The 22,272-nt window shown below is 57.6% G+C and carries 23 protein-coding genes; 11 read left to right on the top strand and 12 right to left on the bottom strand.

What is annotated here, in order from left to right:
• Positions 1–795: 795 nt before the first annotated feature.
• The 6 genes from HG264_RS04960 to HG264_RS04935 all read right to left on the bottom strand — a co-directional run bounded on the left by HG264_RS04960 (position 796) and on the right by HG264_RS04935 (position 4,046).
• Complete coding sequence (locus HG264_RS04960; RefSeq protein ID WP_169406617.1) at positions 796–1,392, bottom strand: exopolysaccharide biosynthesis protein; 597 nt, start codon at positions 1,390–1,392, stop codon at positions 796–798.
• Between the two features lie 38 nt (positions 1,393–1,430).
• On the bottom strand, positions 1,431–2,300 hold the full coding sequence (locus HG264_RS04955; protein WP_169406616.1) for a D-hexose-6-phosphate mutarotase: 870 nt from the start codon (positions 2,298–2,300) through the stop codon (positions 1,431–1,433).
• A 43-nt stretch (positions 2,301–2,343) separates the two neighbouring features.
• The gene (locus tag HG264_RS04950; protein ID WP_169406615.1) at positions 2,344–2,766 is read right to left on the bottom strand and encodes a CBS domain-containing protein; all 423 of its coding nucleotides are present in this window, start codon (positions 2,764–2,766) and stop codon (positions 2,344–2,346) included.
• Between the two features lie 260 nt (positions 2,767–3,026).
• Positions 3,027–3,242 (bottom strand): dodecin, encoded by a 216-nt coding sequence (locus HG264_RS04945; protein ID WP_169406614.1) that lies wholly within the window; start codon positions 3,240–3,242, stop codon positions 3,027–3,029.
• A gap of 139 nt (positions 3,243–3,381) precedes the next feature.
• Positions 3,382–3,522 (bottom strand): hypothetical protein, encoded by a 141-nt coding sequence (locus HG264_RS04940; protein WP_169406613.1) that lies wholly within the window; start codon positions 3,520–3,522, stop codon positions 3,382–3,384.
• 191 nt (positions 3,523–3,713) lie between these two features.
• Positions 3,714–4,046, bottom strand: coding sequence for a PilZ domain-containing protein (locus HG264_RS04935; protein WP_169406612.1), 333 nt, complete (start codon positions 4,044–4,046; stop codon positions 3,714–3,716).
• A 309-nt stretch (positions 4,047–4,355) separates the two neighbouring features.
• On the opposite strand from HG264_RS04935, the gene HG264_RS04930 reads away from it, so the two are divergent.
• Positions 4,356–4,850, top strand: coding sequence for a copper chaperone PCu(A)C (locus tag HG264_RS04930; protein ID WP_256663778.1), 495 nt, complete (start codon positions 4,356–4,358; stop codon positions 4,848–4,850).
• Between the two features lie 24 nt (positions 4,851–4,874).
• On the opposite strand, the gene HG264_RS04925 is transcribed toward HG264_RS04930, so the two are convergent.
• A complete protein-coding gene (locus tag HG264_RS04925) occupies positions 4,875–5,495 on the bottom strand; it encodes a trimeric intracellular cation channel family protein (protein WP_169406610.1) in 621 nt (206 codons plus the stop codon).
• Positions 5,496–5,595: 100 nt separating this feature from the next.
• Entirely contained in the window at positions 5,596–6,960 is a 1,365-nt protein-coding gene (gene gorA, locus HG264_RS04920) for a glutathione-disulfide reductase (protein ID WP_169406609.1), read from the bottom strand.
• 300 nt (positions 6,961–7,260) lie between these two features.
• On the opposite strand from gorA, the gene HG264_RS04915 reads away from it, so the two are divergent.
• Positions 7,261–7,650, top strand: coding sequence for a DUF4398 domain-containing protein (locus HG264_RS04915; RefSeq protein WP_169406608.1), 390 nt, complete (start codon positions 7,261–7,263; stop codon positions 7,648–7,650).
• Between the two features lie 38 nt (positions 7,651–7,688).
• Positions 7,689–8,459, top strand: coding sequence for an OmpA family protein (locus HG264_RS04910; RefSeq protein ID WP_169406607.1), 771 nt, complete (start codon positions 7,689–7,691; stop codon positions 8,457–8,459).
• Positions 8,460–8,559: 100 nt separating this feature from the next.
• Here HG264_RS04910 and HG264_RS04905 read toward each other — a convergent pair whose 3' ends face one another.
• Positions 8,560–9,489, bottom strand: coding sequence for a YihY/virulence factor BrkB family protein (locus HG264_RS04905; protein WP_169406606.1), 930 nt, complete (start codon positions 9,487–9,489; stop codon positions 8,560–8,562).
• Between the two features lie 179 nt (positions 9,490–9,668).
• On the opposite strand from HG264_RS04905, the gene HG264_RS04900 reads away from it, so the two are divergent.
• A complete protein-coding gene (locus HG264_RS04900) occupies positions 9,669–10,538 on the top strand; it encodes a carboxylate/amino acid/amine transporter (RefSeq protein WP_169406605.1) in 870 nt (289 codons plus the stop codon).
• 546 nt (positions 10,539–11,084) lie between these two features.
• The gene (locus HG264_RS04895; RefSeq protein ID WP_169406604.1) at positions 11,085–11,948 is read left to right on the top strand and encodes a LysR family transcriptional regulator; all 864 of its coding nucleotides are present in this window, start codon (positions 11,085–11,087) and stop codon (positions 11,946–11,948) included.
• A 36-nt stretch (positions 11,949–11,984) separates the two neighbouring features.
• On the opposite strand, the gene HG264_RS04890 is transcribed toward HG264_RS04895, so the two are convergent.
• The 3 genes from HG264_RS04890 to norR form a co-directional block, all read right to left on the bottom strand.
• Positions 11,985–13,115 carry a CBS domain-containing protein gene (locus tag HG264_RS04890; protein ID WP_169406603.1) on the bottom strand — a complete coding sequence of 377 codons (1,131 nt, stop codon included), beginning with the start codon at positions 13,113–13,115 and terminating at the stop codon, positions 11,985–11,987.
• 140 nt (positions 13,116–13,255) lie between these two features.
• The gene (gene ccoN, locus HG264_RS04885) at positions 13,256–14,692 is read right to left on the bottom strand and encodes a cytochrome-c oxidase, cbb3-type subunit I (protein WP_169406602.1); all 1,437 of its coding nucleotides are present in this window, start codon (positions 14,690–14,692) and stop codon (positions 13,256–13,258) included.
• Between the two features lie 266 nt (positions 14,693–14,958).
• Complete coding sequence (norR, locus tag HG264_RS04880) at positions 14,959–16,497, bottom strand: nitric oxide reductase transcriptional regulator NorR (RefSeq protein WP_169406601.1); 1,539 nt, start codon at positions 16,495–16,497, stop codon at positions 14,959–14,961.
• Positions 16,498–16,657: 160 nt separating this feature from the next.
• Here norR and ytfE point away from each other — a divergent pair, with 160 nt between their 5' ends.
• From ytfE to HG264_RS04850, 6 genes are all read left to right on the top strand, one after another.
• Positions 16,658–17,371, top strand: coding sequence for an iron-sulfur cluster repair protein YtfE (gene ytfE, locus HG264_RS04875; protein WP_169406600.1), 714 nt, complete (start codon positions 16,658–16,660; stop codon positions 17,369–17,371).
• Between the two features lie 10 nt (positions 17,372–17,381).
• A complete protein-coding gene (locus HG264_RS04870; RefSeq protein ID WP_169406599.1) occupies positions 17,382–17,600 on the top strand; it encodes a hypothetical protein in 219 nt (72 codons plus the stop codon).
• Positions 17,601–17,644: 44 nt separating this feature from the next.
• Positions 17,645–18,820 (top strand): NnrS family protein, encoded by a 1,176-nt coding sequence (locus tag HG264_RS04865; protein ID WP_169406598.1) that lies wholly within the window; start codon positions 17,645–17,647, stop codon positions 18,818–18,820.
• A 378-nt stretch (positions 18,821–19,198) separates the two neighbouring features.
• Positions 19,199–20,032: a cytochrome c family protein gene (locus tag HG264_RS04860; RefSeq protein WP_169406597.1), complete on the top strand. Its 834-nt coding sequence runs from the start codon at positions 19,199–19,201 to the stop codon at positions 20,030–20,032.
• 39 nt (positions 20,033–20,071) lie between these two features.
• On the top strand, positions 20,072–21,457 hold the full coding sequence (locus HG264_RS04855) for a cbb3-type cytochrome c oxidase subunit I (RefSeq protein WP_169406596.1): 1,386 nt from the start codon (positions 20,072–20,074) through the stop codon (positions 21,455–21,457).
• A gap of 5 nt (positions 21,458–21,462) precedes the next feature.
• Positions 21,463–22,266 carry a CbbQ/NirQ/NorQ/GpvN family protein gene (locus tag HG264_RS04850; RefSeq protein WP_169406595.1) on the top strand — a complete coding sequence of 268 codons (804 nt, stop codon included), beginning with the start codon at positions 21,463–21,465 and terminating at the stop codon, positions 22,264–22,266.
• Positions 22,267–22,272 lie beyond the last annotated feature (6 nt).

Here is a 22,272-nt window from a genome sequence, read left to right as displayed (position 1 = left end):
GATTCGGTTTGCCGGAGGGTTTAAACCAGGATGCTTGTTTCTGGTTGGATACAGGCCATGAATACTGGGTTAGTAAGTGAAGAGTATAAAAATTAAGGGAGGTCCTGGGGTCAGCCCTGGGCTAAACGGCGGGATAAGTACCGCAGACTTTGGAAGCGCGCGCTGTGCGGCAGCTTTAAGATCGTCCTGAAGCAGGAACGCCATTAGTTTCAGCTCCAGCGTGGCAAGCGGGTTCGGCATTGGCAAATTGGATTGTGTTGTAGCCAAGACCGAGAGCTGCTCGAATCCTCGTTGAGGTCCGCTGGATGACAGTGTGAGTACAAATGCTCGAGGGAATCATGGTTCAAGCTGTGAGACCAGGCACCGAGCCAGGGCCTGAATTCGGATTCGCTAGCTACCGCATGCATAATCTGCTGACGGTGGCGCTCATCGGAGCATGTAAAGCGCGATGCAGCGTTCAAGAGGTCCATTGAGCGCTTTTAGGTTGCGATCGGCTGGCAGGCTGTTCTGATCCACACTGATTTGAAAGCCCCCCCTTAACACTCGCATCGCTCACCGATAGGTTCGTATAATCTATATTATGTTAAATCACGTGGTAGGATTATTAGAACAACGCTTGATATTTCCAGAACGCTCGGGACAGTACCTGTCGTCTATTCCCTGCTGTTGATTGTTTAATGCAAGGATTCCAACAAAGCCAAGCAAAGCATTCACGGGTCAATCAAACCTCCCACGCCTGCTCGTATTAAGTCTTTGGTGAACGTCCCGCACGCAAACCATGCTCACAAACCACGCTCAAGAGAAAAAGTACGACGTCACCAATCCAAGTGTGACCAGCGTGACAATCATGGCGATCAGTGCAAGTAGCCCGTCCCGGGCTATCAAGGCGATGCCGAATATTGCCAATGCCGCGCCGGCACTCAGCGCGCTGAACGGTACCAGCTCCATAGCCGGCAGCGCCAGGGAGATCAGCACGCAGGCAATCGCGATCATGTACAGCCCGGGCCCTTTGACCAGGACCTCCAGTCGAGGCTTGAAAACTCGATCTACGAACCGTGCAGCGGGCCGGGTCCGCTTTACGGCCTTGTCGAGCTTGTCCCGACTGATCGAGCGGTTCAGCAGAATCTTGGGCAACCAGAACTGTTCACGTCCAAACAATAGCTGACCTGCGGTCAGTACTACCATGACCCCCATGACGGTAGGTACGCCAGGAATGCCGCCAATCACCGGCACCAGTGTTATCAGGCCGGCCAAAAGCAATAAGGGGCCGAAAGCGCGGGGACCGATGGTTTCAAGGATTGATCCGAGTGAAGTTCGCTGTCCTTCAGATTTGTCCTCGGCCTGGACTATGCGGTCCAGAAGCTCTTGCATTGTCGTGAGGTCGCTAGCCATATCTCCGCCCTCTCCCGCTCAATCTGCGCCCTATCCGCTTAGATGCGTTTGATCTCGGTGCTCAGGGTATGCGTTTCGCCTGGTTCGAGGATGCGCGCGTCCGGTCCCGCGTTGGCGGCCTCAATGCAGACCATCCCGAGATAACCGTCATCTGGAAACTGGCTTAGTCGGGTACTTTTATCGATCCAGGGATTCCAGACCACCACCGATTGACTGCCGTCTCGCGCAACAATGACTCGCTGATCCTCGGCACCTTCGAGCTGAATGGGTGACCGATGGTCGTAATAGATACGATCCACCTCGCCTGTAAAGGTTACCGCACCGTGCTGGGTGTTGGATGCCACGCCTGTTACCTGATCGACATATGAGGCGCCTTCAAGCCCCCAGAGCTGGGTGGAATGAATGCTGTGTACAGGTAAATAGCTGTGCAATGCCTGGCTTAATACCTGTGGTTTGTCACTCAGATTGGTGGTGATCAGGTTGATCGACAGGCTCTGTCCTAATTCAAACTCCGCCTGCAATCGCCATGCTTCCCCGGGTAGTTGTTTGCGGATCGTATCTTCAGGGAGTTCAAGTAAGAGCCGCAACAGATGTGGCGCGCTGTAAGTGTCGGTGAGAACCCATTGACTGGTGCGGGCTATGCCATGCGCTGGTCCTGGCCGTTCACCGGCGAACCACGGCCAGCATATGGGGACCCCACCGCGCAGCGGTTTGCCTGGCTCTTCCGGATCGATCGGGCTCATCCACAGTAACGGCTCTTCGCCGGCAGGAACACAGGAAACGATATGAGCGCCTTCGAGAGATATTCGCGCCTGGACCGCCGGATGATCGATTTCAAGAAACTCGCGCCCGTGTATGTTGCGCAGCACACGGATTTCCTTTGAAGCGACCGCCACCTTTACGTTCATGAAAGATCCTTTTAGTTGAATATCTGAGGCCTGGACCAATACGCTAGCGGTAGTGCTTGCAGCATTCCACTATGCGTTTGGCCATTTCGGCACTGTCGCACTTATCGGCAATATCGCTGAGTGATACCACGCCGATGAAGTCCTTATCGTTGGGATTATCCAGCACTATCAGGCGCTGAACCTGATTTTCACGCATCTTGCGCAGCACCTCGGTTATCTCGTCCTGTTCGTAGCAGAACAGGATATCCCGGGTCATGATGGTGCTGATTTTGTCGTCTCCGGATTTGCCCTGTGCAAGCGTGCGCAGCGCCATGTCGCGGTCGGTAATGACACCCACCAAGTTTTCATCATCCGCAATGGGCACAAAGCCGCTCTCTTGCTCGAGCATCCTTTGTGCAACGTCCTGGATACTGACATTCGCATCGGTGAACTCAGGCCGTGAGGTCATTACCTGGCTGACTTGCATGGGAGGTCCTCCTGCAGACGATGGGATCAGTCGAGCCCGTGTCCTATTGGTGACTCGCGCCCCGTTGGAAAGTTGCAGCGGGGCAAGGCCTCCCTGGCTGCGCTACAACGGGTGCCTGCGCCGTCAGGCTTTCGTCACGCGCACACTGATACACGCTTCGCTGGAAGAGGGTCTGTCGCGAGTGCCTGGAGGATCGAGCACTGTGAGGGTATGTGGTGTGCAGACGTCCCGCGACGGGACGCCTGAATCCGCCGAGGGAATTACTTGCTGGGGTCGATTCGGAAACCTACCTTGAGCACCACCTGGAAGTGCGCCACCTGGCCATTTTCAACGTGGCCCCGGGTCTCCTGGACCTCAAACCATTCCACGTTCTGAACGGTCTTGCTGCACTGAGCGATAGCTGTGCGGATGGCGTCGTCGATGCTCGTCGTGGAGGAACCAACTATTTCCACTCTTTTGTATACGTGATCTGACATACAAGTCTCCAATTCCAGGTTGTCGTATCTGTATGGCAAAGGATGCGATTGTTAGTTCAAAGGCAACGGTGCTATCGGCAATCGCTTGCGGAGCTGCCCTCGCCCGCCCCTGCGCTTGTCCGTGACCGCGAAGGCCGACTCAGCGCTCGCGCGTATCACGACTGGAGCCATCACGATGATCTCCGCCGGTATGGGTGGGAATCGAGCCTTGTTGCTGCAGGGCGCGCCAGGCTTGGCGAAGGAGGCGACAGGAACCTGCCATCTGTGTTGCTGCTGCCATGGAGTGTCTCCGTAAACGTTTGGATGTCCACAGATACTAGCGGCTCAATCATCTATGTCAATGAGAACGATTATCATTTTGTGCGAATGGGATGGCATGTTCTGGTGATGAAACAAGGCTCGGATAAACCGGAACGGGATCGGTGCTGCGGACAGCACCGAAACAGTCTACATGCAAGGGTTGGGGTGACGTTAACGGCTGGCGACCATCTTTTCGATACAGTGGCGGGAGTCTTCAGGCAGGTGGGTGAACTGCAGGCCAGTCCAGTACTGACCGCCTGCGATGCTCTCGCGACGCCATTTACTCTCTGCGTCCAGCATGAATTCAGTAATGCCATTGAGCGTCATTGGCAGGTTCACCTGCAGCGCGTAAGACTTGAACATCTCAATCGGTTTTTCGCTTAACAACATAAGACCTTCGATGTGCAGATCGACAACTCGACCCAACAGATCACCGGTATTCAGATCATAGACCTCAAGGCTGCTGCTCACTCTGTGACGCTCCAGTTTTCGTCTTTCGTTCATCAATTGCTCATCCACTGTGTTGCATCACAGACTCCTGGCGGGCACTTGCTAAGGAGTTTGCGGTATTTGCTGGCGGGCTAGAAGTCGCCCGATTGTGCTTTTAGGTCAACTCAATCACAATTCACTGATCGGGTGCACAGGGCTGGAACCTGAGTCACATATCAATATGCCACTATCCTAAATCAATTGCAGCCCTCGCCCATTTGTCGACGTGAATAGTTCTGAGCAGCTTCATTAGGTCGCACCTACTGGGCAGCAGCCGTCGGGCCCGCTACTCTGAAATAATCACCCATGCTGCCGGAGTCACCCGTGAATCTGAATAAATACATCCTGCCCCTTGTTGCTGCCGCGTGTGTAGCCGGAACCGCCGTAGCCCACGATTATCAAGCTGAAAGCCTGTTTATCGATCATCCCTGGGCCCGCGCCATGCCGCCTACCGCTACCACGGGTGCGGCGTATTTCCGGATCGATAACAACGGCGAGACGGGGGACCGTCTGCTCGGTATCGAGACACCTGCGGCTGAGTCTGCAGAGATGCATGAACACGTCGATGCCGAAGGCCTGATGAAGATGCAGAAAGCCGCTGACTTGACCATCGATGCAGGTGAAAGCCTTGCGCTGGAGCCAGGCGGTTATCACATCATGTTGATCAACCTTCAACAGCCGCTGGTTGACGGTGAGAAGTTTCCCATGACGTTGCGTTTTGAGCAGGCTGGAACCGTGGAAGTTGAAGTGGCGGTACATAAAGAGGCGCCGGTCAAGAAGGACAAGCCCACCGAACCCGTACACGACCATGCTCGCTGAGCAGCGATCTGGCTGGTTGCCCAATCAGTCACGATCGAGCAGATGAAATTGCGGTAATTGCAGCTGCCAGCGGATGGCGGCCAGCCTGATCAGCAGGACAGCAAGCATCGCCAGTGCGACTTCGAGCCCGGGCGGCAAGTCCATAGGCACAAGCATGATGTAGAGCAGGGAACCTATGAGGCTTGCGGTGGCATAGATTTCCTTATGGAAAATCAACGGGATTTCGTTGCAGATGATATCGCGCATCACGCCGCCCGCTACGCCGGTCATGACCCCCATGATCACCGCGGCGCTCAAGGGGGCGTTCGTTGCCATTGCGATCTGCGTACCGATTACCGTGAACACGGCGAGACCAAAGGCGTCGGCGACCAACAGACCCGTTTCGTGGATGGGTCGAGTCAGGCGCACCCACGCTACCGTGCCGAGCGCCGCTACGATTGCCACGAGAATGTAAACATCATCACGGATCCAGACCACCGGATGGCGATCGAGAATGACATCACGCAGGGTGCCGCCGCCCAGCGCCGTAATGATCGCAATGACCAGCACGCCCAGCAAATCCATCGACTTTCTACCGGCCATGAGCGCGCCGGTGATAGCGAAAACCGCGACCCCAAACAGATCAAATGCATAGAACCACGTCATCAGTCTGGCTCCACGGGTCAGTTAAGCCGCCAAAAGCGCCTAGCTCCAGGCGGCAGTCAAGACCTGCCGCGAACAAACTGTCGACGCACTTTGACTCAGTCTAGTCTTCCCGGCTCGGGGTACGCATGGTGACGAACTCTTCTGCAGCCGTCGGATGAATCCCGAGCGTTGCATCGAATACCGCCTTGGTCGCGCCCGCCTTCACCGCGACCGCGAGACCCTGGACGATCTCGCCCGCATCCGGGCCGACCATATGAATACCCAGTATGCGGTCGCTATCCTTGTCGACGATGAGCTTCATGAAGCTTTGCTCGCCGCGCCCGGCAAGGGTGTTGCGCATGGCGCGGAAGCGGCTTTCGTACACTTTGAGACGATGCCCCCCTGCCCTGGCCTGCTCTTCGGTCATGCCGAGCGTGGCGATGTTAGGGATGCAGAACACTGCTGTGGCGATATTCTCGTAATCGACCGGGACGTATTCATCCGGTTTGTAGAGACGCCTGGCGAGCGCCATGCCTTCAGCCAGGGCCACCGGTGTCAGCTGTATGGTATCGGTGACGTCGCCGATGGCGAATACGGCTGGATCATGTGTCTGATAGAGCTCATCGACCGCTACAAACCCTTTGTCATCGAGGGTTACCTGGGTGTTTTCCAAGCCCAGCCCAGCCAGATTCGGACGTCGCCCGGTTGCATAGAGCACCAGATCGGTCTCCAGCGTCTCACCATTCTTGAGCACGACATTCAGAGTGCCGTCCTCCTGGCGGTCGATTCGCGCCACATCGGCATTGAACCGCACATCCAGCTCCTTGGCTTCGAACGTGTGAGCCATATGCTCGCGCACGTCCTTATCGAAGCCCCGCAGGAACAGATCGCCACGGTACAGCAAGCTGGTTTCGCAGCCGAGGCCGTGGAAGATGCTGGCGAACTCTACGGCGATGTAGCCCCCGCCAACCACAAGGGTCCGCCGCGGCAGCTCCTTGAGGAAGAACACATCATTGGAACTGATGACATGCTCGTTACCGGGGAATTCAGGAATATGCGGCCAGCCACCCGTGGCGATCAGAATGCGTTCAGCGCTATAAGTGGTGTCGCCAACGATCACCGTATGCGAGTCGACGAAACGTGCTCGCCCGTCGACCAGGGTCACGCCTGCGGAGATCAGCAGGTTACGGTAGATACCGTTGAGACGGGTGATCTCAGCGTTCTTGTTCTCCAGCAGACGGCTCCAGGTAAACCCGGCCTTCTGCAGATCCCAGCCATAACCGGCTGCGTCTTCGAAGTCCTCGGCGAAATGTGCGGCGTAGGCAAACAGCTTTTTGGGCACGCAGCCGACGTTTACGCAGGTGCCGCCCAGATAGAGGTCCTCCGCTACGCCAACCCGCGCGCCCAGCGCTGCCGCCATGCGGCTAGCCCTAACCCCGCCGGAACCCGCACCGATAACAAAAAGGTCAAAATCGTATTGCGTCATGCTCTGTTCCCGCTGTGCAAAAGCGTCAGCATACCTGATCAATTGGTGGGACGAGACACCCTTTGCGCTGTGTAGAGCCCTTGTGCCGACGCTTAACGGAACGCATGAACTGAACAGTAGCCGACTATGCGTTGTCGAAGATGCGTATGTACCGGAACTGCGAAATCTCCATTCTGGTCAACCACAGCGCACAAGCCCGCACTTCTTCAGGCTCTGCATCAGGTGCAGCCAGTAACGGAGACGTAGTTCGTATATCCGTAACCGCAAGGTCAGCAGACCTTGAATTCTGGAGTTGGGACTATGTCTGATCATTTCTTTTCGCATGCCCCCAAACGGCTGCTCGCTGCGATAACGCTTGGTGCCGCGGTAACCCTAGCAGGGTGTGCTGGCACCCCACCACCCACTACGCAACTCGCCGTCGCCAAGCAGGCAGTCACCGACGCGGATACTGCCGAGGGTGCTGAATACGCGCCGGTAGAGCTGCGCAAGGCAAGGGAAAAACTTTCCGAGGCCGAGCAGGCCAACCTTGACGAGCAATACGACAAGGCCAGACGCCTGGCTGAACAGGCCGAATGGGATGCGCGGGTAGCCGAGCGCAAAGCGCGGGCGGAAAAAGCGCGTTATACCCTGCGTCAGGCAGAGGAAGGCACCAATGAGTTGCGCGAAGAAAGCCTGCGCAGCAACAACTGAACCCCGGCCCATTTGTTTGCTTTGCAAGGAGTAGCTTTATGCGTAACTACCTCGCTCTACCCGCCTGCTTCGCCGTAAGTCTGCTGGTGACGGCGTGTGCGACCCAGACTAACCCCAACTTCGAACAAGCCCAGCAGAATGTATCGGATCTGCAGAATCATCCGGATGCCCGGCAGTACGCCGCAATCGAAACTCAGGATGCGGTGACAAAACTGGAAGAAGCTGAAAAGGCGCTCAATAAAGGTGCAGATCAAAGCAAGGTAGACCATCTGTCCTATCTGGCCGACCGCCAAGCCGAGCTGGCGCGTCAGACCATCGTGCTGCGTACGGCCGAGGAAGCCTTTGAACGCCTGCCGGAAGAACGCGCACGAACGCGGCTCCAGGCCCGCGACCAGGAAATCGAGCAGCTGCGTGAACAACTCAATGCCAAGGATACCGAGCGTGGCTCAGTAGTGACCTTTGAGAGCGTATTGTTTGATGTGAACAAGGCAGACCTGAAACCCGCTGCCAATACAACCATCCGCACGTTGGCAGACTTCCTGAAAGACAATCCGCAGCGCAAGATCCTGGTAGAAGGTTTTACCGATAACACCGGTTCGGACGCGTACAATCTTGAACTGTCGCAGGCGCGCGCCGACTCGGTGCGCCATGCCCTGGTGCGTGAAGGCGTCGAGCCGAGCCGTATCGACACGGTCGGCCTGGGCAAAGCGCATCCGGTCTCCGGCAACGATAGTCCCGCCTCTCGCGCCATGAACCGCAGGGTTGAAGTCACTATTTCCCACGACGAACGAGAGGTGCCGTCACGCTAGCCTGGTCTTGCCGATAAAAAACCGTCCACCCCGATCAGGAGGTGGACGGTTTTTTTATTTCAAGAAAGATTTGATCACTCTATCAACCGGTAACGACCCGTTATAGCCTCGCACCGGAATCGGATGCCCGGCCGCTAGAACCGGACGCCTGGTCACTGGAATCCAATTTCTTGTCCCCCTTGTTTTTGCCTTCATTCGCGGAATGCTCGATTACCGCATTGATTTCCGCGCCAAGCAGCAGCACCGCAGCGGATATATAAAAGAACAGCATCAATACGATGACCGCACCGATACTCCCGTAGGTCGCATCATAGTTTCCGAAGTTCTGCACGTAATAACCGAAGGCCAATGAGGCGGCAATCCACACGATAACGGCAACGACCGAACCCGGCGTGATAAACCGGAAACTCTGTTCCACGTTGGGAGCAATGTAATAGAGAAGCGCAACGACCAGCATCATCAGGAATATTGCGACGGGCCAACGCGCCCAGGTCCAGACGGTGACAACGATATCCTGCAGCCCCACCTGCGAGGCAAGCCACTCCATCACCTGCGGCCCCATGATCATCAAGGCAGCCACGACCAGTAATACGATGGCGATGCCGATGGTGTAGACAATAGAAAGCAGGAATACCTTCCAGGTGGGACGCGCCTCGGTCACGTCGTAGGCCTTGTTCATGGCGTTCATCAAAGAACGCATACCGGCTGATGACGTCCAAAGGGCTATCAGAATACCGAACGAGAGCAGCCCGCCGTCCTGCGACTGCAGCTGATCAATCACCGGGTTTATCTGCTCCGTTGCCGTTTCCGGCAATACCGTTGTCGCCTGGGTACGCAACCAGTCAAAAAATTGCGGCAGGTGCAGGAAACCAAGCATTGCCATGAGAAACAGAATAAAAGGAAAGATCGAAAACAGTGCCTGATATGCCAATGCCGCAGAGTACGACGACATATCATCCGCGCCGAACTCCTTGAGGGTGCGCTTGGCCAGAGTGCCCCAACCGATGTTGCCGGTGTTCAAGATCGCCATATATTCGTCCCCGTTTCAGAGTGGTTGAAGTTGAGACGACGCCCGACGCTGGTAGTTCGGCCAGATCGACCCGAAACGCACCGAAATGGCCGTGACAGAGCCACCGCATTTGTCGCCGGCGCGGCGAGCGATTACCATGCGGCCCGCACCTGCTGGAGGTGCCAATGGAGTAAAACCGCATGTTCCACCTGATTGCCGTCACGCTGCTTTGGGCGGTTTCCTTTAGTCTGATCGGCGAGTATCTGGCCGGCCAGGTCGACAGCTATTTCTCGGTGCTGACGCGGATCGTCCTGGCAGGGTTGTTGTTCCTGCCCTTGTTACGCCCGGCGCGCCTGCCCCGGGGCATGATTCCCGGATTGCTGGTGGTCGGCGCCTTGCAGTTTGGCGTCACCTACATCTGTTTGTATCTTTCGTTCGAACTGCTGAGCGTCCCCGAAGTACTGCTCTTCACTATCTTCACTCCCCTCTATGTCGCCCTGGCAGACAATCTACTCAAACGCCGTTTCAGCATCGGCCCGGTAGTGGCAACGCTGATCGCGGTGCTGGGCGCGGCGGTCATCCGCTATGACGGGCTGAGCGACAGTTATATTCGCGGATTCCTGTTGCTGCAGCTGGCCAACATGGCTTTCGCTGCCGGGCAGATTGGCTATGCTCACCTTGTGCGGCACCATCAGGTCGACGTGCGTCAGCAATGGAACGGCTTCGGTTTCTTTTTCATTGGCGCCCTGATCGTTGCCTTGCCCGCCTGGTTTCTACTGGGCGATGCGCAAAAGCTGCCGCACAGCTCGGTCCAATGGGGCGTTCTGGGTTGGCTGGGGCTAGCCGCTTCGGGCCTTGGATTCTTTTTCTGGAACCGTGGCGCGACGCAGGTTGACGCCGGCACATTGGGAATCATGAACAACGCGCTGATTCCTGCCGGATTGGTGGTCAATCTGCTTGTGTGGAATCAGGAGGCGGATATTCAGCGGCTGCTGATCGGCGGGTCAATCATCGGAATATCCCTCTGGGTGAATGCGCATTGGCCTCGGTGGCGCGATGCGCGCGGCTGACATGCACCGCACCTAAGGCTCTGGAACGGGCGATTCGAGGCTGCCTCCGCGGTAATAACTTCCACCCGAACAGGTGAGTTTCTGCGCGGGCCTGGCCGAAAATCCTGTGTTATTATCGGCTCGGCAAGTAACCGAGGCGGGCTCCGTTATCAATCAATTCAGACTTCAGCAGTGTGTTCAGGTATTCACTGCCCCCATTCTTCTGACCGTATCCGGCTCGGCCGGCATGCTGCTACTGGGCACTGATACAGAACACGCCGGCAGCGCTGTGGCCGCTTCGGACCCAGTTCAGAAACTCGCCTTTATCCTCGCTGCGTTCACCACAGTCGCAGGTTTGATTGGGCTCTTTCGTGCGCTGTTCAGGTTTTTTCGGATGAACCCAATGGTGGTGACAGATAGCCACCCATGCGAGGCCTGTGATCACGACGCACCGCAATCAGCGTTGACCTCATCAGAGTCCAGCTGCAACCTGTGTGGCTCCGTCCGTAGCCGGTCTCTGTAGCGCAGATTCGTTTATCGCAGCCTATCGACTGACCGGAATCCCCTGTGGACACAGCACTGGCACGTACTTTCCTGGAGATCATTCGCGGCGGTAGCTTCATCGCTGCGGCGGAGCGTCTACATTTGACCCAGGCGGCCGTGACCGCGCGCATCCAGTCCCTCGAAGCCCAGCTCAACTGCACCTTGTTCATTCGCAATCGTTCCGGTGCCAAACTGACCGCTGAAGGCGAGATATTTGTTGTGCACGCCAATCAGATGGTCCAGGCCTGGGATGCGGCGCAACGCAATCTGCCCCTGCCAGAAGGACATCGCAGCGTACTCAGTCTCGGCGCAGAGCCAAGCCTGTGCAATCCGCTGATGCTGGACTGGGTAGGGTTGTTGCGAGAGCGGATTCCAACGCATACGGTACGTGCGGAGATGGGCGAGACTCACCAATTGATGCGCCGTGTCGAAGACGGCACGCTGGATGCCGCGCTGGTTTACCAGCCCGAATACCTGCCGGGACTCCAGGTGGAGGAGTTACTGGAGGAAAAGCTCATCCAGGTGCGTCTGCCAGCCAAACCCGAGCCCTATGTGTATATCGACTGGGGCGAGAGTTTTCGGCGACTGCATGATGCCGCCTTGCCAGAGCGCGTTCGCGCGCCGGTCAGCTTTAATCTCGGCCCGCTCGGCTTGCAATACATCATCGAAAACGGTGGCTCAGGCTACTTCCGCACCCGTGTAGCTCAGCCCTATCTCGACGACGGCGTGCTCGAACGCGTTCCGCAGGCGCCCGAGTTCAGTTTTCCAACCTATCTGGTCTATACCCGCCGGCAAGAGTCTGAGGCGCTGGACCAGGCGTTCAGTCTGCTGCGTGAGGTCGCCAGCAGCAATCGGGCTTGGTCCCGGCGGCGAGACGCCCTGCTCTAGCCGCCCTCTGCTCCGTGAGGACTCAGTTCCGAGCCTTCAAAGATGCATCAGCAGATCCTGATGCAACGCTGCAATCAGGTCGGTCTGAGTGACCAGTCCCACCAACTTGCCGTCGTCCATGATCGGCAGAGAATGCAGCCCGTGGCGGGACATCAACGGAATCATGTCAACGATGTGCATCTGGCTGTCTGCGCTGATCACCGGGCTGGTCATCCATTTGCTTACCGGCTGCTCGCGCCAGATCTTCATCCGTGCGGCAAACAGTCTGCCGGGCGAGGCATCGACCTGGCCCATCAGATCACCCAGGCTGACAATACCTACCAGCACCCCTTTCTGGTCTATCACCGGTACGGTTTTGACATGGTGGTGGCGCAGCATCTGCAGCGTTTGCAATACACTTGTGTCCGGCGTCACCGATAGCACGTCGCGAGACATTATCTGAGCGGCGCAGGTGTCGCGCATATGTCTGCGCATCGCCGAACGCTCGGTGTTGCGCACAATCTGTTGCAGATCTTCCCGGTTGATATCGACGAATTCGCCGAATTCATCCAGGGCGCTATCCAGGTCCTCATCATTGATGCCGACTCTTCGCTCAGCGACCGGATCCATTGTGTGATGGGTATTGATTGGCTCGGTTGCTTTGTGTTTGGTGCCGGTCAGATGGTTGAACACCCGCGCGCACACCAACAGACTGAGCGCAACGGTCATCACCGGTAGAATCAGCGCCCAACCCGAGCCTTGGATCCAATTTCCGGCTAACACCAGTACCATTGCCATGGCGCCGCCCGGCGGATGCAGACAGCGTAGCGGGAACATCAACAGCAACGCCAACCCCGCAGCCAGACACGCGACTTCAATGCTTGCGCCGAATGCCGCAGCCAGTACCGAAGCAACTGCCAGCGCTACAAGATAGCTACCGAGCAACGACCACGGCTGAGCCAGAGCACCGGATGGAACGGCGAGCAGCAGGATGGCGGACGCGGCCAGCGGGCCGGTCAATGCGACAGCGATGCCATGACCGAACAGGAACTGGCAGAGCCAGGCGCTGACTCCAAGCGACAGCACCAGGCCGACGGATAATCGTAGCCATTCGCCGGGCCGGGTTGTCACCGCTTGCGGTAGCCAACCGACAACGCGCGCGGACAGCAGAAAGAATTGTTGCAACATGGGACTCCAGAAACGGGCCGGCCGCAGGCGATTAGGTCGCAAGCAGCCAGTCCGTACAGATCAAAAAGAGTACTGATCAGGCATTCAGATAAGCGACCGAAAATCGCTCGAACGGTTCCTGCGCAATGTCATGACGGCCATCAGCTGACGCCTTGCAAAGTCTGCACCGGCTCCTGCGCTGATTTCGGCTGGCGAATGGTCAGCCAGCAATTAACCGCCATCAGCAACATGCCTGCAGCGAAGGTGCCGCCGCCGATCAAGCGCACCACGTAACCGGGATGGCTGGCCGAGAGCGCTTCAACGAAGGAATACGTCAAGGTGCCGTCTACATTCACGGCCCGCCACATGAGCCCCTGGGTAATGCCGTTCACCCACATAGCGACGATATACAGCACGGTGCCAATAGTCGCCATCCAGAAATGCGCATTGATCAATCCTACGCTGTACATCTCCTTCCTGCCGTACAGCTGCGGAAGCATGTGATAGATGGTGCCGATACTGATCATTGCCACCCATCCGAGTGCGCCGGCGTGCACGTGACCAATAGTCCAGTCGGTGTAATGGGACAGTGCATTCACCGTCTTGATAGCCATCATCGGCCCTTCAAACGTGGACATACCGTAGAACGCCAGCGCGACCACCAGGAACCGCAGGACCGGATCAGTGCGCAGTTTATGCCAGGCGCCAGACAGGGTCATCATGCCGTTGATCATCCCACCCCAGCTCGGTGCAAGCAGTATGATCGACATCACCATGCCCAGAGACTGGGCCCAGTCCGGCAATGCTGTGTAATGCAGATGGTGCGGGCCTGCCCAGATGTACAAGGCAATGATGGCCCAGAAATGCACGATCGACAGACGATAGGAGTAGATTGGCCGCTCTGCTCGCTTCGGCACAAAGTAGTACATCATTCCCAGAAAACCGACCGAAAGAATAAAGCCGACCACGCTGTGCCCGTACCACCACTGGATCATCGCATCGGTCGCGCCGGCATAGACCGGGTACGCCTCCATCAACGATATCGGTATCGAGATGTGATTGATCACATGAACCATGCCGGTGACGATGATGAATGCGCCGTAAAACCAGTTGCCGACATAAATATGCTTGACCGTACGCCGTGCAATGGTGCGAAAAAACAGCCAGGCGTAGGCAATCCAGACCAGTGTCATCCAGGTTGCAATCGGCCAGATCATCTCAGCGTATTCCTTGCTCGCTGTGTAACCCAGCAGATAGGTGGCTATGATCGCCACCAGCGCCAGCTGCCAACCCCAGAACACGAACTGAGCCAGCCGGTCAGATATCAGTCGGACCCGGCTGGTGCGCTGCACGACGTAGAACGATGTAGCGAACAGCGCCCCGCCGCCGAAAGCAAAGATCACCAGATTGGTGTGGATGGGCCGCAGGCGACCAAAGCTGATCCAGGGCAGGTCAAAGTTAAGGGCGGGCCAAACCAGCTGAGCGGCGATAAACACACCGGTCGCCATACCAATCACACCCCACAACAGCGTTGCGATGGTGAACTGGCGTACCACATGGTAGTTATACGTCGCGGTTGGCTCGGCTGGACGGCTCATAAATCTCCCTGGAAAATATTTACATACAGCTGAGCGCTGCTTCGGAAAGGCGGATATTGTCGGCGTTGGAATGATTCACCGCAAACGAATAAAAATTGTGGTTGAGTTCAATATAATTTGATTTCGATCAAGTCGCGCCAAAGCACATCGGTGCTATGAGGGGATGCTCAGTCAGCCCCTGAACAGGAGGAAAGGCGTAGGCGGCAGGATTGACCTGCACGCCATGTCCCACCGGCAGTCGCACACCGCCGGGGGTCAGGCTGCGCTCAGCTCGCCTTGAGGCCCAGACGCTTAGCCAGCTTGTGCAGGTTGCTGGGGTCGATATCAAGCATCCGCGCGGCAGCGGCCCAGTTGTCGTTGGCCCGCTCCAACGCCGCGCGCAGATGTTGGCGCTGACAGGCATCGGTGAATTGCCTGAGGCTCGCCAGCTCACCTGCGCCATCACCTGGCGTAGCGGAAAGGGAAGCCGCGACCGGCTCATTGGCCGGAGCAGCGGACGCAATATCCAGATGCGCCGCTTCAAGGCTGATGATCCCCTGGCGTGAGCCATTCCGGCCAAGCGCCTTCAGCGCGGCGCGGCTGATGACATGTTCGAGTTCGCGAACATTGCCCGGCCACTGGTATCCGAGCAGCGCCTGCTCTGCTTCAGGAGAGAGGCGCAGACTGCGCACGCCCAGACGGATGCGGTTCAGTTCAAGAAAGTGCCCGGCCAACAACAGGATGTCATTGCCCCGATCGCGCAAAGGCGGGATCGGCACCGGGTAAACCGACAAGCGATGATAAAGATCGGCGCGGAAATCCCCTGCCGCCACCGACTCAGCCAGCTTTCGGTTGGTGGCAGCAATGATCCGCACATCGACCTTGATCGGTTTGTCTGCCCCGATTCGTTGTATCTCACCATTTTGCAACGTACGCAGTAGCTTGGCCTGAATCGACAGCGGCAACTCACCCACTTCATCGAGCAGTATGGTCCCGCCATGCGCTGCGTCGAAGCGTCCTCCCCGATCGGTCATCGCACCGGAGAATGCGCCCTTCACGTGGCCGAACAGTTCACTTTCCGCCAAAGTCTCCGGCAAGGCTGCGCAGTTCACGTGGATCAGCGGCTTGTCGGCGCGGCGAGAATTGCTATGCACCCAGCGTGCGAACAATTCCTTGCCCACACCGGTTTCCCCTGACAACAACACCGGGAGTTCGGAATCGGCAACCACGCTCAGCTCTTCAAGCAGCCCGGTGACAATCGGACTATGGCCGAGCACGTGCTCGTCAATTGCCGGCAGCCCAGGCTGCTCGCCGGTCCGGGAAAGCCGTAGCGTGCGGTTTTCCTGTTCCAGTCGCGTGACCCGCACGCAGGCTTCGATCAATGGAATCATTGCCTGCAATTCGCGCCGCGCCGCCTCGTCAAAGGTGCCGGCGCGCAGCGCATCCATGGTCAATGCGCCCCATAGGCGCCCTTCACCATACAGACTGACGCCCATGCAATCGTGCACGGGCAGCGGCTCGCCAGGTGAACTGTCCAGCAGGCCATCGTAGGGGTCGGGTAACGGGCTGTCAGGGTCGAACCAGGTGGGCTCCTTCCTCGATATCAGTGCCGCCAGGCGTGGATGACTGGCGATCTCGAAGCGCCGTCCGAGCGCCTCCTGAACCAGCCCCGCAGCGGCCAGGGGCTTGAGACAATCTTCGGATCGCTGCAGCAACACCACGGCGCCACACTGGAAATGTTCGCGCAGGACATGGACCAGCCGCTGCATGCGCACCGCTGCAGGCAGCTCAGCTACCAGATCAGGCAATATCAAGGGTTCAATCATGGGTTCAATTAACCATTAGAAGGGCTTTATTACCCTCCAGGAAGTGGGTACAAGCGACCCTTTTATACTAATTTCCATTGAAATTCAAATGCTTGAAACCTGGCACAAGGCTTGCTCGGTCTATTGGGCAACGAACCATCCTCCTATCGAGATATCCGCCATGACACCTGACTACCTGAACACTCCGCTGGGCGATCTGGCCCGCTCCATTCCCGGCGCAACGCGCGTATTTCATTCGCACCGGCTCGATTTCTGTTGCAACGGGCACGTTACCCTGGCCGAAGCAGCCAACCGCAAGCAGATCAGCGCCCAAGCCGTCAGCGACGAGCTGAGCCATCTCCAGACAGGTAGCACGACCGATACCGATTGGCGTCAGGCTTCACCCTCGGCATTGATTGAGCACATTCTTGAGCGCTACCACGATACGCACAGGGAACAGCTCCCGGAACTTATCAGATTGGCTCGGCGCGTCGAACAGGTCCATGGGCAGCGCCCGGACTGCCCGAACGGATTGGCCGACCACCTCGATAACATGCAGCAGGAACTTGAGAGCCACATGTTGAAAGAGGAAAAAATCCTGTTTCCGATGCTTATTGAAGGCCAACACAGCGCAGCGGCAGGGCCCGTCACGGTCATGCGCTTTGAACATGATCAGCATGGAGAGTCGCTGGAAGAATTGATGAGACTGACCAACGACATTACTCCCCCTGCGGGCGCATGCAACACCTGGCAAGCGCTGTATCGGGGGCTTGATGAATTCCGTCAGGATCTGATGCAGCACATCCATCTGGAAAACAACATTCTGTTCACTTTCAGCCCACGTATCGCCGACGAGCCCGCAAATAGCTGCTGCTCTGTCTGCTCTGGCAAATAAGGACGGGCCCATGAGCGGTAGTACCGACTCGTCACGGCCCTTCGGGCAGCGGCTGGTTGATCGCTTTACAGCCGGTCTCGTCTACAGTGGCCATAGCGGCAGGCACAGCGGCCGGCCAGAAGGCGAGAACGGCTATGGCCGGGCCAGGTGCAAGCAAGACACCGGCCAGCGCACTCAGCGGCAGGGTAAGGCAGCCCGGCTTCGCCAGCGCAATGTCTGGACCTGTTGATGTCTGCCAAGGGAACGCATGTCCTATGAGCAAGAGAGAAAATTATGCAAAGCAGTAGCAGACCGATCGCCCTGTTCGGGTTGAGCTTCCGACCGTTCTTCCTGACCGGCGCTGCGTATGCCCTATTTGCCATTCCGCTGTGGATTGCCGCTTTCCTGGGATATCTCCCGGACTGGCAGCCCGCGGGGGGCTGGTTGGCCTGGCATCGGCACGAGATGTTGTTCGGCTTTTCAGTCGCGATCATCGCCGGGTTCCTGTTGACCGCCGTGCAGAACTGGACAGGCGTGCCCGGACTGAGTGGCAAGCCTCTGGCGCTATTGGCAGGATTATGGCTGGCAGCTCGCCTGGCCTGGCTGCTGAACACGCCTATGTGGCTTCTGCTGCCATTGGAACTGGTGTTCCTCCCTGCGGTTGCCGTGGCCTTTGGCTTGAACCTGTGGAAGGTGCGTCAGTATCGAAATTTCCCGATTCTGTTGGTCATCGGGCTGCTCGCGCTGTGCAACCTCTGTTCGATGATCGGCATCCAGACCGGGGATGATTCGCTGCAGCGGCGCGGCGTGTTCGGCGCCCTATGGCTGGTGGCTGCGCTCATGTCGGTCATTGGCGGTCGGGTGATCCCGTTCTTTACCCAGCGTGGTCTGAACTTACCCGCGGCTTCGCCTGCCCTGCCCTGGCTGGATACGGCACTTCTGGTGGGTAGCGTTCTCATCGCCGTTCTGATGCTGGGCGGCTGGGGGCTGGCTTCCAGTGCCTGGCAGATACCGCTATACCTTCTGGTGGCTGCGGGACAGATCGCCCGCCTGGTGCGTTGGTACAATCCGGGCATATGGCGGGTGCCCCTGCTGTGGTCATTACACGTAGCCTACGCCTGGATGGCCGCGGCGCTGCTGGCCATGGCGATGTGGCATTCGGGTTTCGAAATCGGCTTGAGCCAGGCGACGCACCTGCTTGCCATTGGCGGAATGTCCGGCCTGATCCTCGCCATGCTGGCCCGCGTAACACTCGGGCATACTGGCCGGCCGCTGCAACCGCCTGGCTACATGAACCTTGCGTTCATTCTCCTCAGCGTGGCGGTTCCGGCACGGGTCTGGCTGATCGAATGGTCTGCTCTGGCCGGATTCTGGCTCGCGGTACTATGCTGGAGCATCGCATTCGCGCTCTATCTCTGGTACTACGCGCCACTGCTGTGTAAGCCGCGTCCAGACGGTCGACCGGGCTAGACGTGCCCGCGGGCGTCGGGGTTCCCGCCGCCCGCTGGATCGCAGCCGACACGCCTCATGCGCCGGATTATCCGGCGCGTTCGGTCTTGCCAGAGACCCCTCTAACCTGCACGTCGCATGCCGATCAATACCCCTTTATTTCCCCGTCCAGATTTGCCCCTATGCCGGTTCGCTGCTATCACTAAAGCACGTGATTAAACTAAAGCGCCGGGGGTCCTATGCAACGCTTAGTCAGCTCCATGAAAATTATCGGCATTGCCGTACTGTTTTTTATGGTGGTTGCCATTGGTTATGCCGCATTCATGTCAATCAAATACTGGAACGGCATTTCCGTATGAGTTTCGGGAATTCTTTTGACAATCTGGCGGACTGAAAAAAATGAATAAAAGACAAACCAGAATATTCGCTATAGCCTCCACGGCGATTTCGGCTCTGGTATTTCTGATCCTCACGGTCGACAGCCACCGGCAATTTCCAGAACTTACCAACGCGGATACGATTACGCCTCAGGTTACTCACGGCAAGGATGTATGGCATAAATATAACTGTATCAACTGTCATACCCTGTTTGGTGAAGGCGCCTATTACGCGCCGGATCTCACCAAGATTACGCAGCATAGGGGCGAGGCGTATCTGAAAGCCTATATGCGTGATCCGTCCAATTTCTATGATGAAGAAATCCATCGTCGGCTCATGCCCAAACAGGATCTCAGCGAAGAAGAGATCAACGACCTGATCATTTTTCTCGACTGGGTCGCGAATGTTGACAACCAGGGCTGGCCACCCCGTCCGATTCTGGTGACCAACAGTCTCGCGCAACATACGCCTGGAGCGGATGTCACGACTGACCCCAGCGTTACGCCGGTGGAAAGCGGATCCGATCCGCGGGCATTGGGAGAAAAGCTGTTCAACTCGGCCGTGCCCTCCTGTAACGCCTGTCATTCCACCGCGCCGGGCGTGACCATGGCCGGACCCTCGATGGCTGGCCTGGTAGGTCGTACCGAAGAGCTGCTCGCCTCCGGCGATTACGGCGGCGAAGCGGCTGACGTCGAAGCCTATATCCGTGAGTCGATTGTCAGTCCCAGCGCACACCTGGTACCGGGCAGCATGTTTTCGGCGGACGGCGTGTCGTTCATGCCAACTACTTATCCGGAAAGCCTGACCGATGAACAAATAGACCACCTGGTGGCCTATCTGACCTCGCTCAGATGAATCGCGCCGCGCGCCAGAAAAAGTTGACGGAGAACAATCATGCGCTATAAATCCCAGTCGGTTGCCTATTGGTACTTTGCAGTATCGATGGGGCTGTTCGGATTGCAGATGGTATTCGGCCTGTTATCGGCCACCAAATATCTTGGACCGGATCCGCTGTTATACGTCCTGCCTTTTGATGTGACCAAGGTTATCCATACCAACCTGCTGATTGTTTGGGTGCTTGCCGCGTTCATGGGCGGTACCTATTGGTTGGTGCCCGAGGAATCAAGACGCGAATTGCACAGCGTCAAGCTGGCCTATATTCAACTGATACTCTGGGTGCTGATGGGCGTCACCGCGATCATCGGTTACCTGTTCCGTTACGGCACCGGTAATAAGTTGCTGGAACAACCCTTACCGCAGAAACTGGTTATCGTGCTGTGCATGGGGATATTCCTCTACAACATCGGTATGACCATCAAGAAGTCCGGCCGCTTTACCACTACCGAAGGGGTGTTGTTACTCGGTCTGGTCAGTTCTGCCGTCCTGTTCATTCCGGCCTTGCTCCACTACGAAAACTACACCGTGTCGATCTTTTATCGCTGGTGGACCATCCACCTGTGGGTGGAAGGCGTCTGGATGATGATCATGGGCTCGTTCCTCGCCTATCTGTTGATCCGCCTGTCCGGCGCGGATCGTGAGGTCATGGAAAAGTGGCTGTATGTGATCGTCGCACTGGTATTCATCGCGGGTATTCTGGGTACTGCTCACCACTATTACTGGGTTGGCGTGCCGACGTATTGGTTGCCCCTCGGCGGTTTCTTCAGTGCTCTTGAGCCAGCCGCACTGGTTGGCATGGCGATCATGGCCTACGGTGCGATCCGCCGCTCAGGCATGGCGCACCCCAACGCTCTCGCGCTGCACTGGGCGGTGGGCAGTGCTGTATTTACCCTGTTCGGCGCGGGTCTGCTCGGCCTTGCGCACACTTGGCCAGGCATCAACAAATGGACCCATGGCACATTGATTACCGCCATGCATGGCCACGCTGCGTTCTACGGTGCCTACGTGATGATCAACCTGGCGATGATCAGCTACGCGCTACCGGCGCTTACCCGAGGTCGTCCTGAAGGAGGCACCACCATAGGCTACTGGGCGTTCTGGCTGCAGCTGGCAGGTATGTTCGGCATGACCCTGTCCTTCGCCACCGCAGGTATTGGCCAGGTCTATCTTGAACGGGTAATGGGCATGGGCTATCTGGATGCGCAGCTGAAGATCCAGGTTCATTTCCTCATGCTGATTGCCACAGCGTCGATTTTCGTGACCGGGGTAGGCTTGTTCATCTACGACTTCTTCCGGTTCCCGCCGCGCCTGATGATCTCGGACGATACGGAACAGGTATCGCCGCGCGAACCGGTCACTGATGATGCGAGGTCCCGGGTTTGACTGTGATGTCCACACAAGCGCCTCCGCAGCAGGGGGAGGCGCCCTTCTATATCCCTAGCGGAGCTGAAGTAGAATTGTTCGAGCAGTCCCATGCGCGCAACCTGGCAGTCATGCTGAAAGGACCGACGGGTTGCGGCAAGACCCGTTTCGTCGAGCACATGGCCTGGAAACTGGGGCGGCCTCTGGTCACTGTCCAGTGCCATGACGATCTGACCGCCAGCGACCTGGTTGGCCGCTTTCTGATTCGAGCCAACGACACTGTCTGGCAGGACGGTCCGCTTACACGCGCCGTCCGCGAAGGCGCCATCTGCTATCTCGATGAAGTGGTCGAAGCGCGTCAGGACACTGTGGTGATACTGCACTCGCTCACCGACCACCGTCGTATCCTGCCGCTGGACAAGACTGGTGAACAGCTTGTAGCTGCGCCCGGTTTTCAGTTGGTGGTGTCCTATAACCCGGGCTACCAGCGCATGTTGAAGGATCTCAAGCCGAGTACCCGCCAGCGTTTTGTTGCGATGGATCTCGACTTTCCGCCACCTGAGCAGGAGGCCCGGATCGTCGTCACCGAGGGCGCTATAGATGAGCCCACCGCCCACGCATTGGTTGCCCTCGCGCTGCGCCTGCGCGAGCTACGCGATCACGGACTGGCCGAGGTGCCGAGCACGCGCCTGTTGATCGCGGCGGCCAATCTTATTGCCACCGGCATCCCGCCGCGTACGGCGTGCTACGCAGCGGTGATATCCCCCCTGTCCGACGACGAGTCCCTGGTCGCCGCGATGCGAGACCTTGTCGACGCTACCTTTGTCTGAGTAATC

Origin of the sequence: Pseudomonas sp. gcc21, assembly GCF_012844345.1 — a bacterium.
Classification (GTDB): Bacteria; Pseudomonadota; Gammaproteobacteria; order Pseudomonadales; family Pseudomonadaceae; genus Halopseudomonas.
Note: the sequence above shows the minus strand (reverse complement) of the source record. Positions and strands in the feature narration are given on the sequence as shown.

Coding starts and splice junctions, on each gene's coding strand:
- HG264_RS04960 (WP_169406617.1), bottom strand. CDS start 1,392: ATGGCTAGCGACCTCACGACAATGCAAGAGCTTCTGGACCGCATAGTC.
- HG264_RS04955 (WP_169406616.1), bottom strand. CDS start 2,300: ATGAACGTAAAGGTGGCGGTCGCTTCAAAGGAAATCCGTGTGCTGCGC.
- HG264_RS04950 (WP_169406615.1), bottom strand. CDS start 2,766: ATGCAAGTCAGCCAGGTAATGACCTCACGGCCTGAGTTCACCGATGCG.
- HG264_RS04945 (WP_169406614.1), bottom strand. CDS start 3,242: ATGTCAGATCACGTATACAAAAGAGTGGAAATAGTTGGTTCCTCCACG.
- HG264_RS04940 (WP_169406613.1), bottom strand. CDS start 3,522: ATGGCAGCAGCAACACAGATGGCAGGTTCCTGTCGCCTCCTTCGCCAA.
- HG264_RS04935 (WP_169406612.1), bottom strand. CDS start 4,046: ATGAACGAAAGACGAAAACTGGAGCGTCACAGAGTGAGCAGCAGCCTT.
- HG264_RS04925 (WP_169406610.1), bottom strand. CDS start 5,495: ATGACGTGGTTCTATGCATTTGATCTGTTTGGGGTCGCGGTTTTCGCT.
- gorA (WP_169406609.1), bottom strand. CDS start 6,960: ATGACGCAATACGATTTTGACCTTTTTGTTATCGGTGCGGGTTCCGGC.
- HG264_RS04915 (WP_169406608.1), top strand. CDS start 7,261: ATGTCTGATCATTTCTTTTCGCATGCCCCCAAACGGCTGCTCGCTGCG.
- HG264_RS04910 (WP_169406607.1), top strand. CDS start 7,689: ATGCGTAACTACCTCGCTCTACCCGCCTGCTTCGCCGTAAGTCTGCTG.
- HG264_RS04905 (WP_169406606.1), bottom strand. CDS start 9,489: ATGGCGATCTTGAACACCGGCAACATCGGTTGGGGCACTCTGGCCAAG.
- HG264_RS04900 (WP_169406605.1), top strand. CDS start 9,669: ATGTTCCACCTGATTGCCGTCACGCTGCTTTGGGCGGTTTCCTTTAGT.
- HG264_RS04890 (WP_169406603.1), bottom strand. CDS start 13,115: ATGTTGCAACAATTCTTTCTGCTGTCCGCGCGCGTTGTCGGTTGGCTA.
- ccoN (WP_169406602.1), bottom strand. CDS start 14,692: ATGAGCCGTCCAGCCGAGCCAACCGCGACGTATAACTACCATGTGGTA.
- norR (WP_169406601.1), bottom strand. CDS start 16,497: ATGATTGAACCCTTGATATTGCCTGATCTGGTAGCTGAGCTGCCTGCA.
- ytfE (WP_169406600.1), top strand. CDS start 16,658: ATGACACCTGACTACCTGAACACTCCGCTGGGCGATCTGGCCCGCTCC.
- HG264_RS04870 (WP_169406599.1), top strand. CDS start 17,382: ATGAGCGGTAGTACCGACTCGTCACGGCCCTTCGGGCAGCGGCTGGTT.
- HG264_RS04865 (WP_169406598.1), top strand. CDS start 17,645: ATGCAAAGCAGTAGCAGACCGATCGCCCTGTTCGGGTTGAGCTTCCGA.
- HG264_RS04860 (WP_169406597.1), top strand. CDS start 19,199: ATGAATAAAAGACAAACCAGAATATTCGCTATAGCCTCCACGGCGATT.
- HG264_RS04855 (WP_169406596.1), top strand. CDS start 20,072: ATGCGCTATAAATCCCAGTCGGTTGCCTATTGGTACTTTGCAGTATCG.
- HG264_RS04850 (WP_169406595.1), top strand. CDS start 21,463: ATGTCCACACAAGCGCCTCCGCAGCAGGGGGAGGCGCCCTTCTATATC.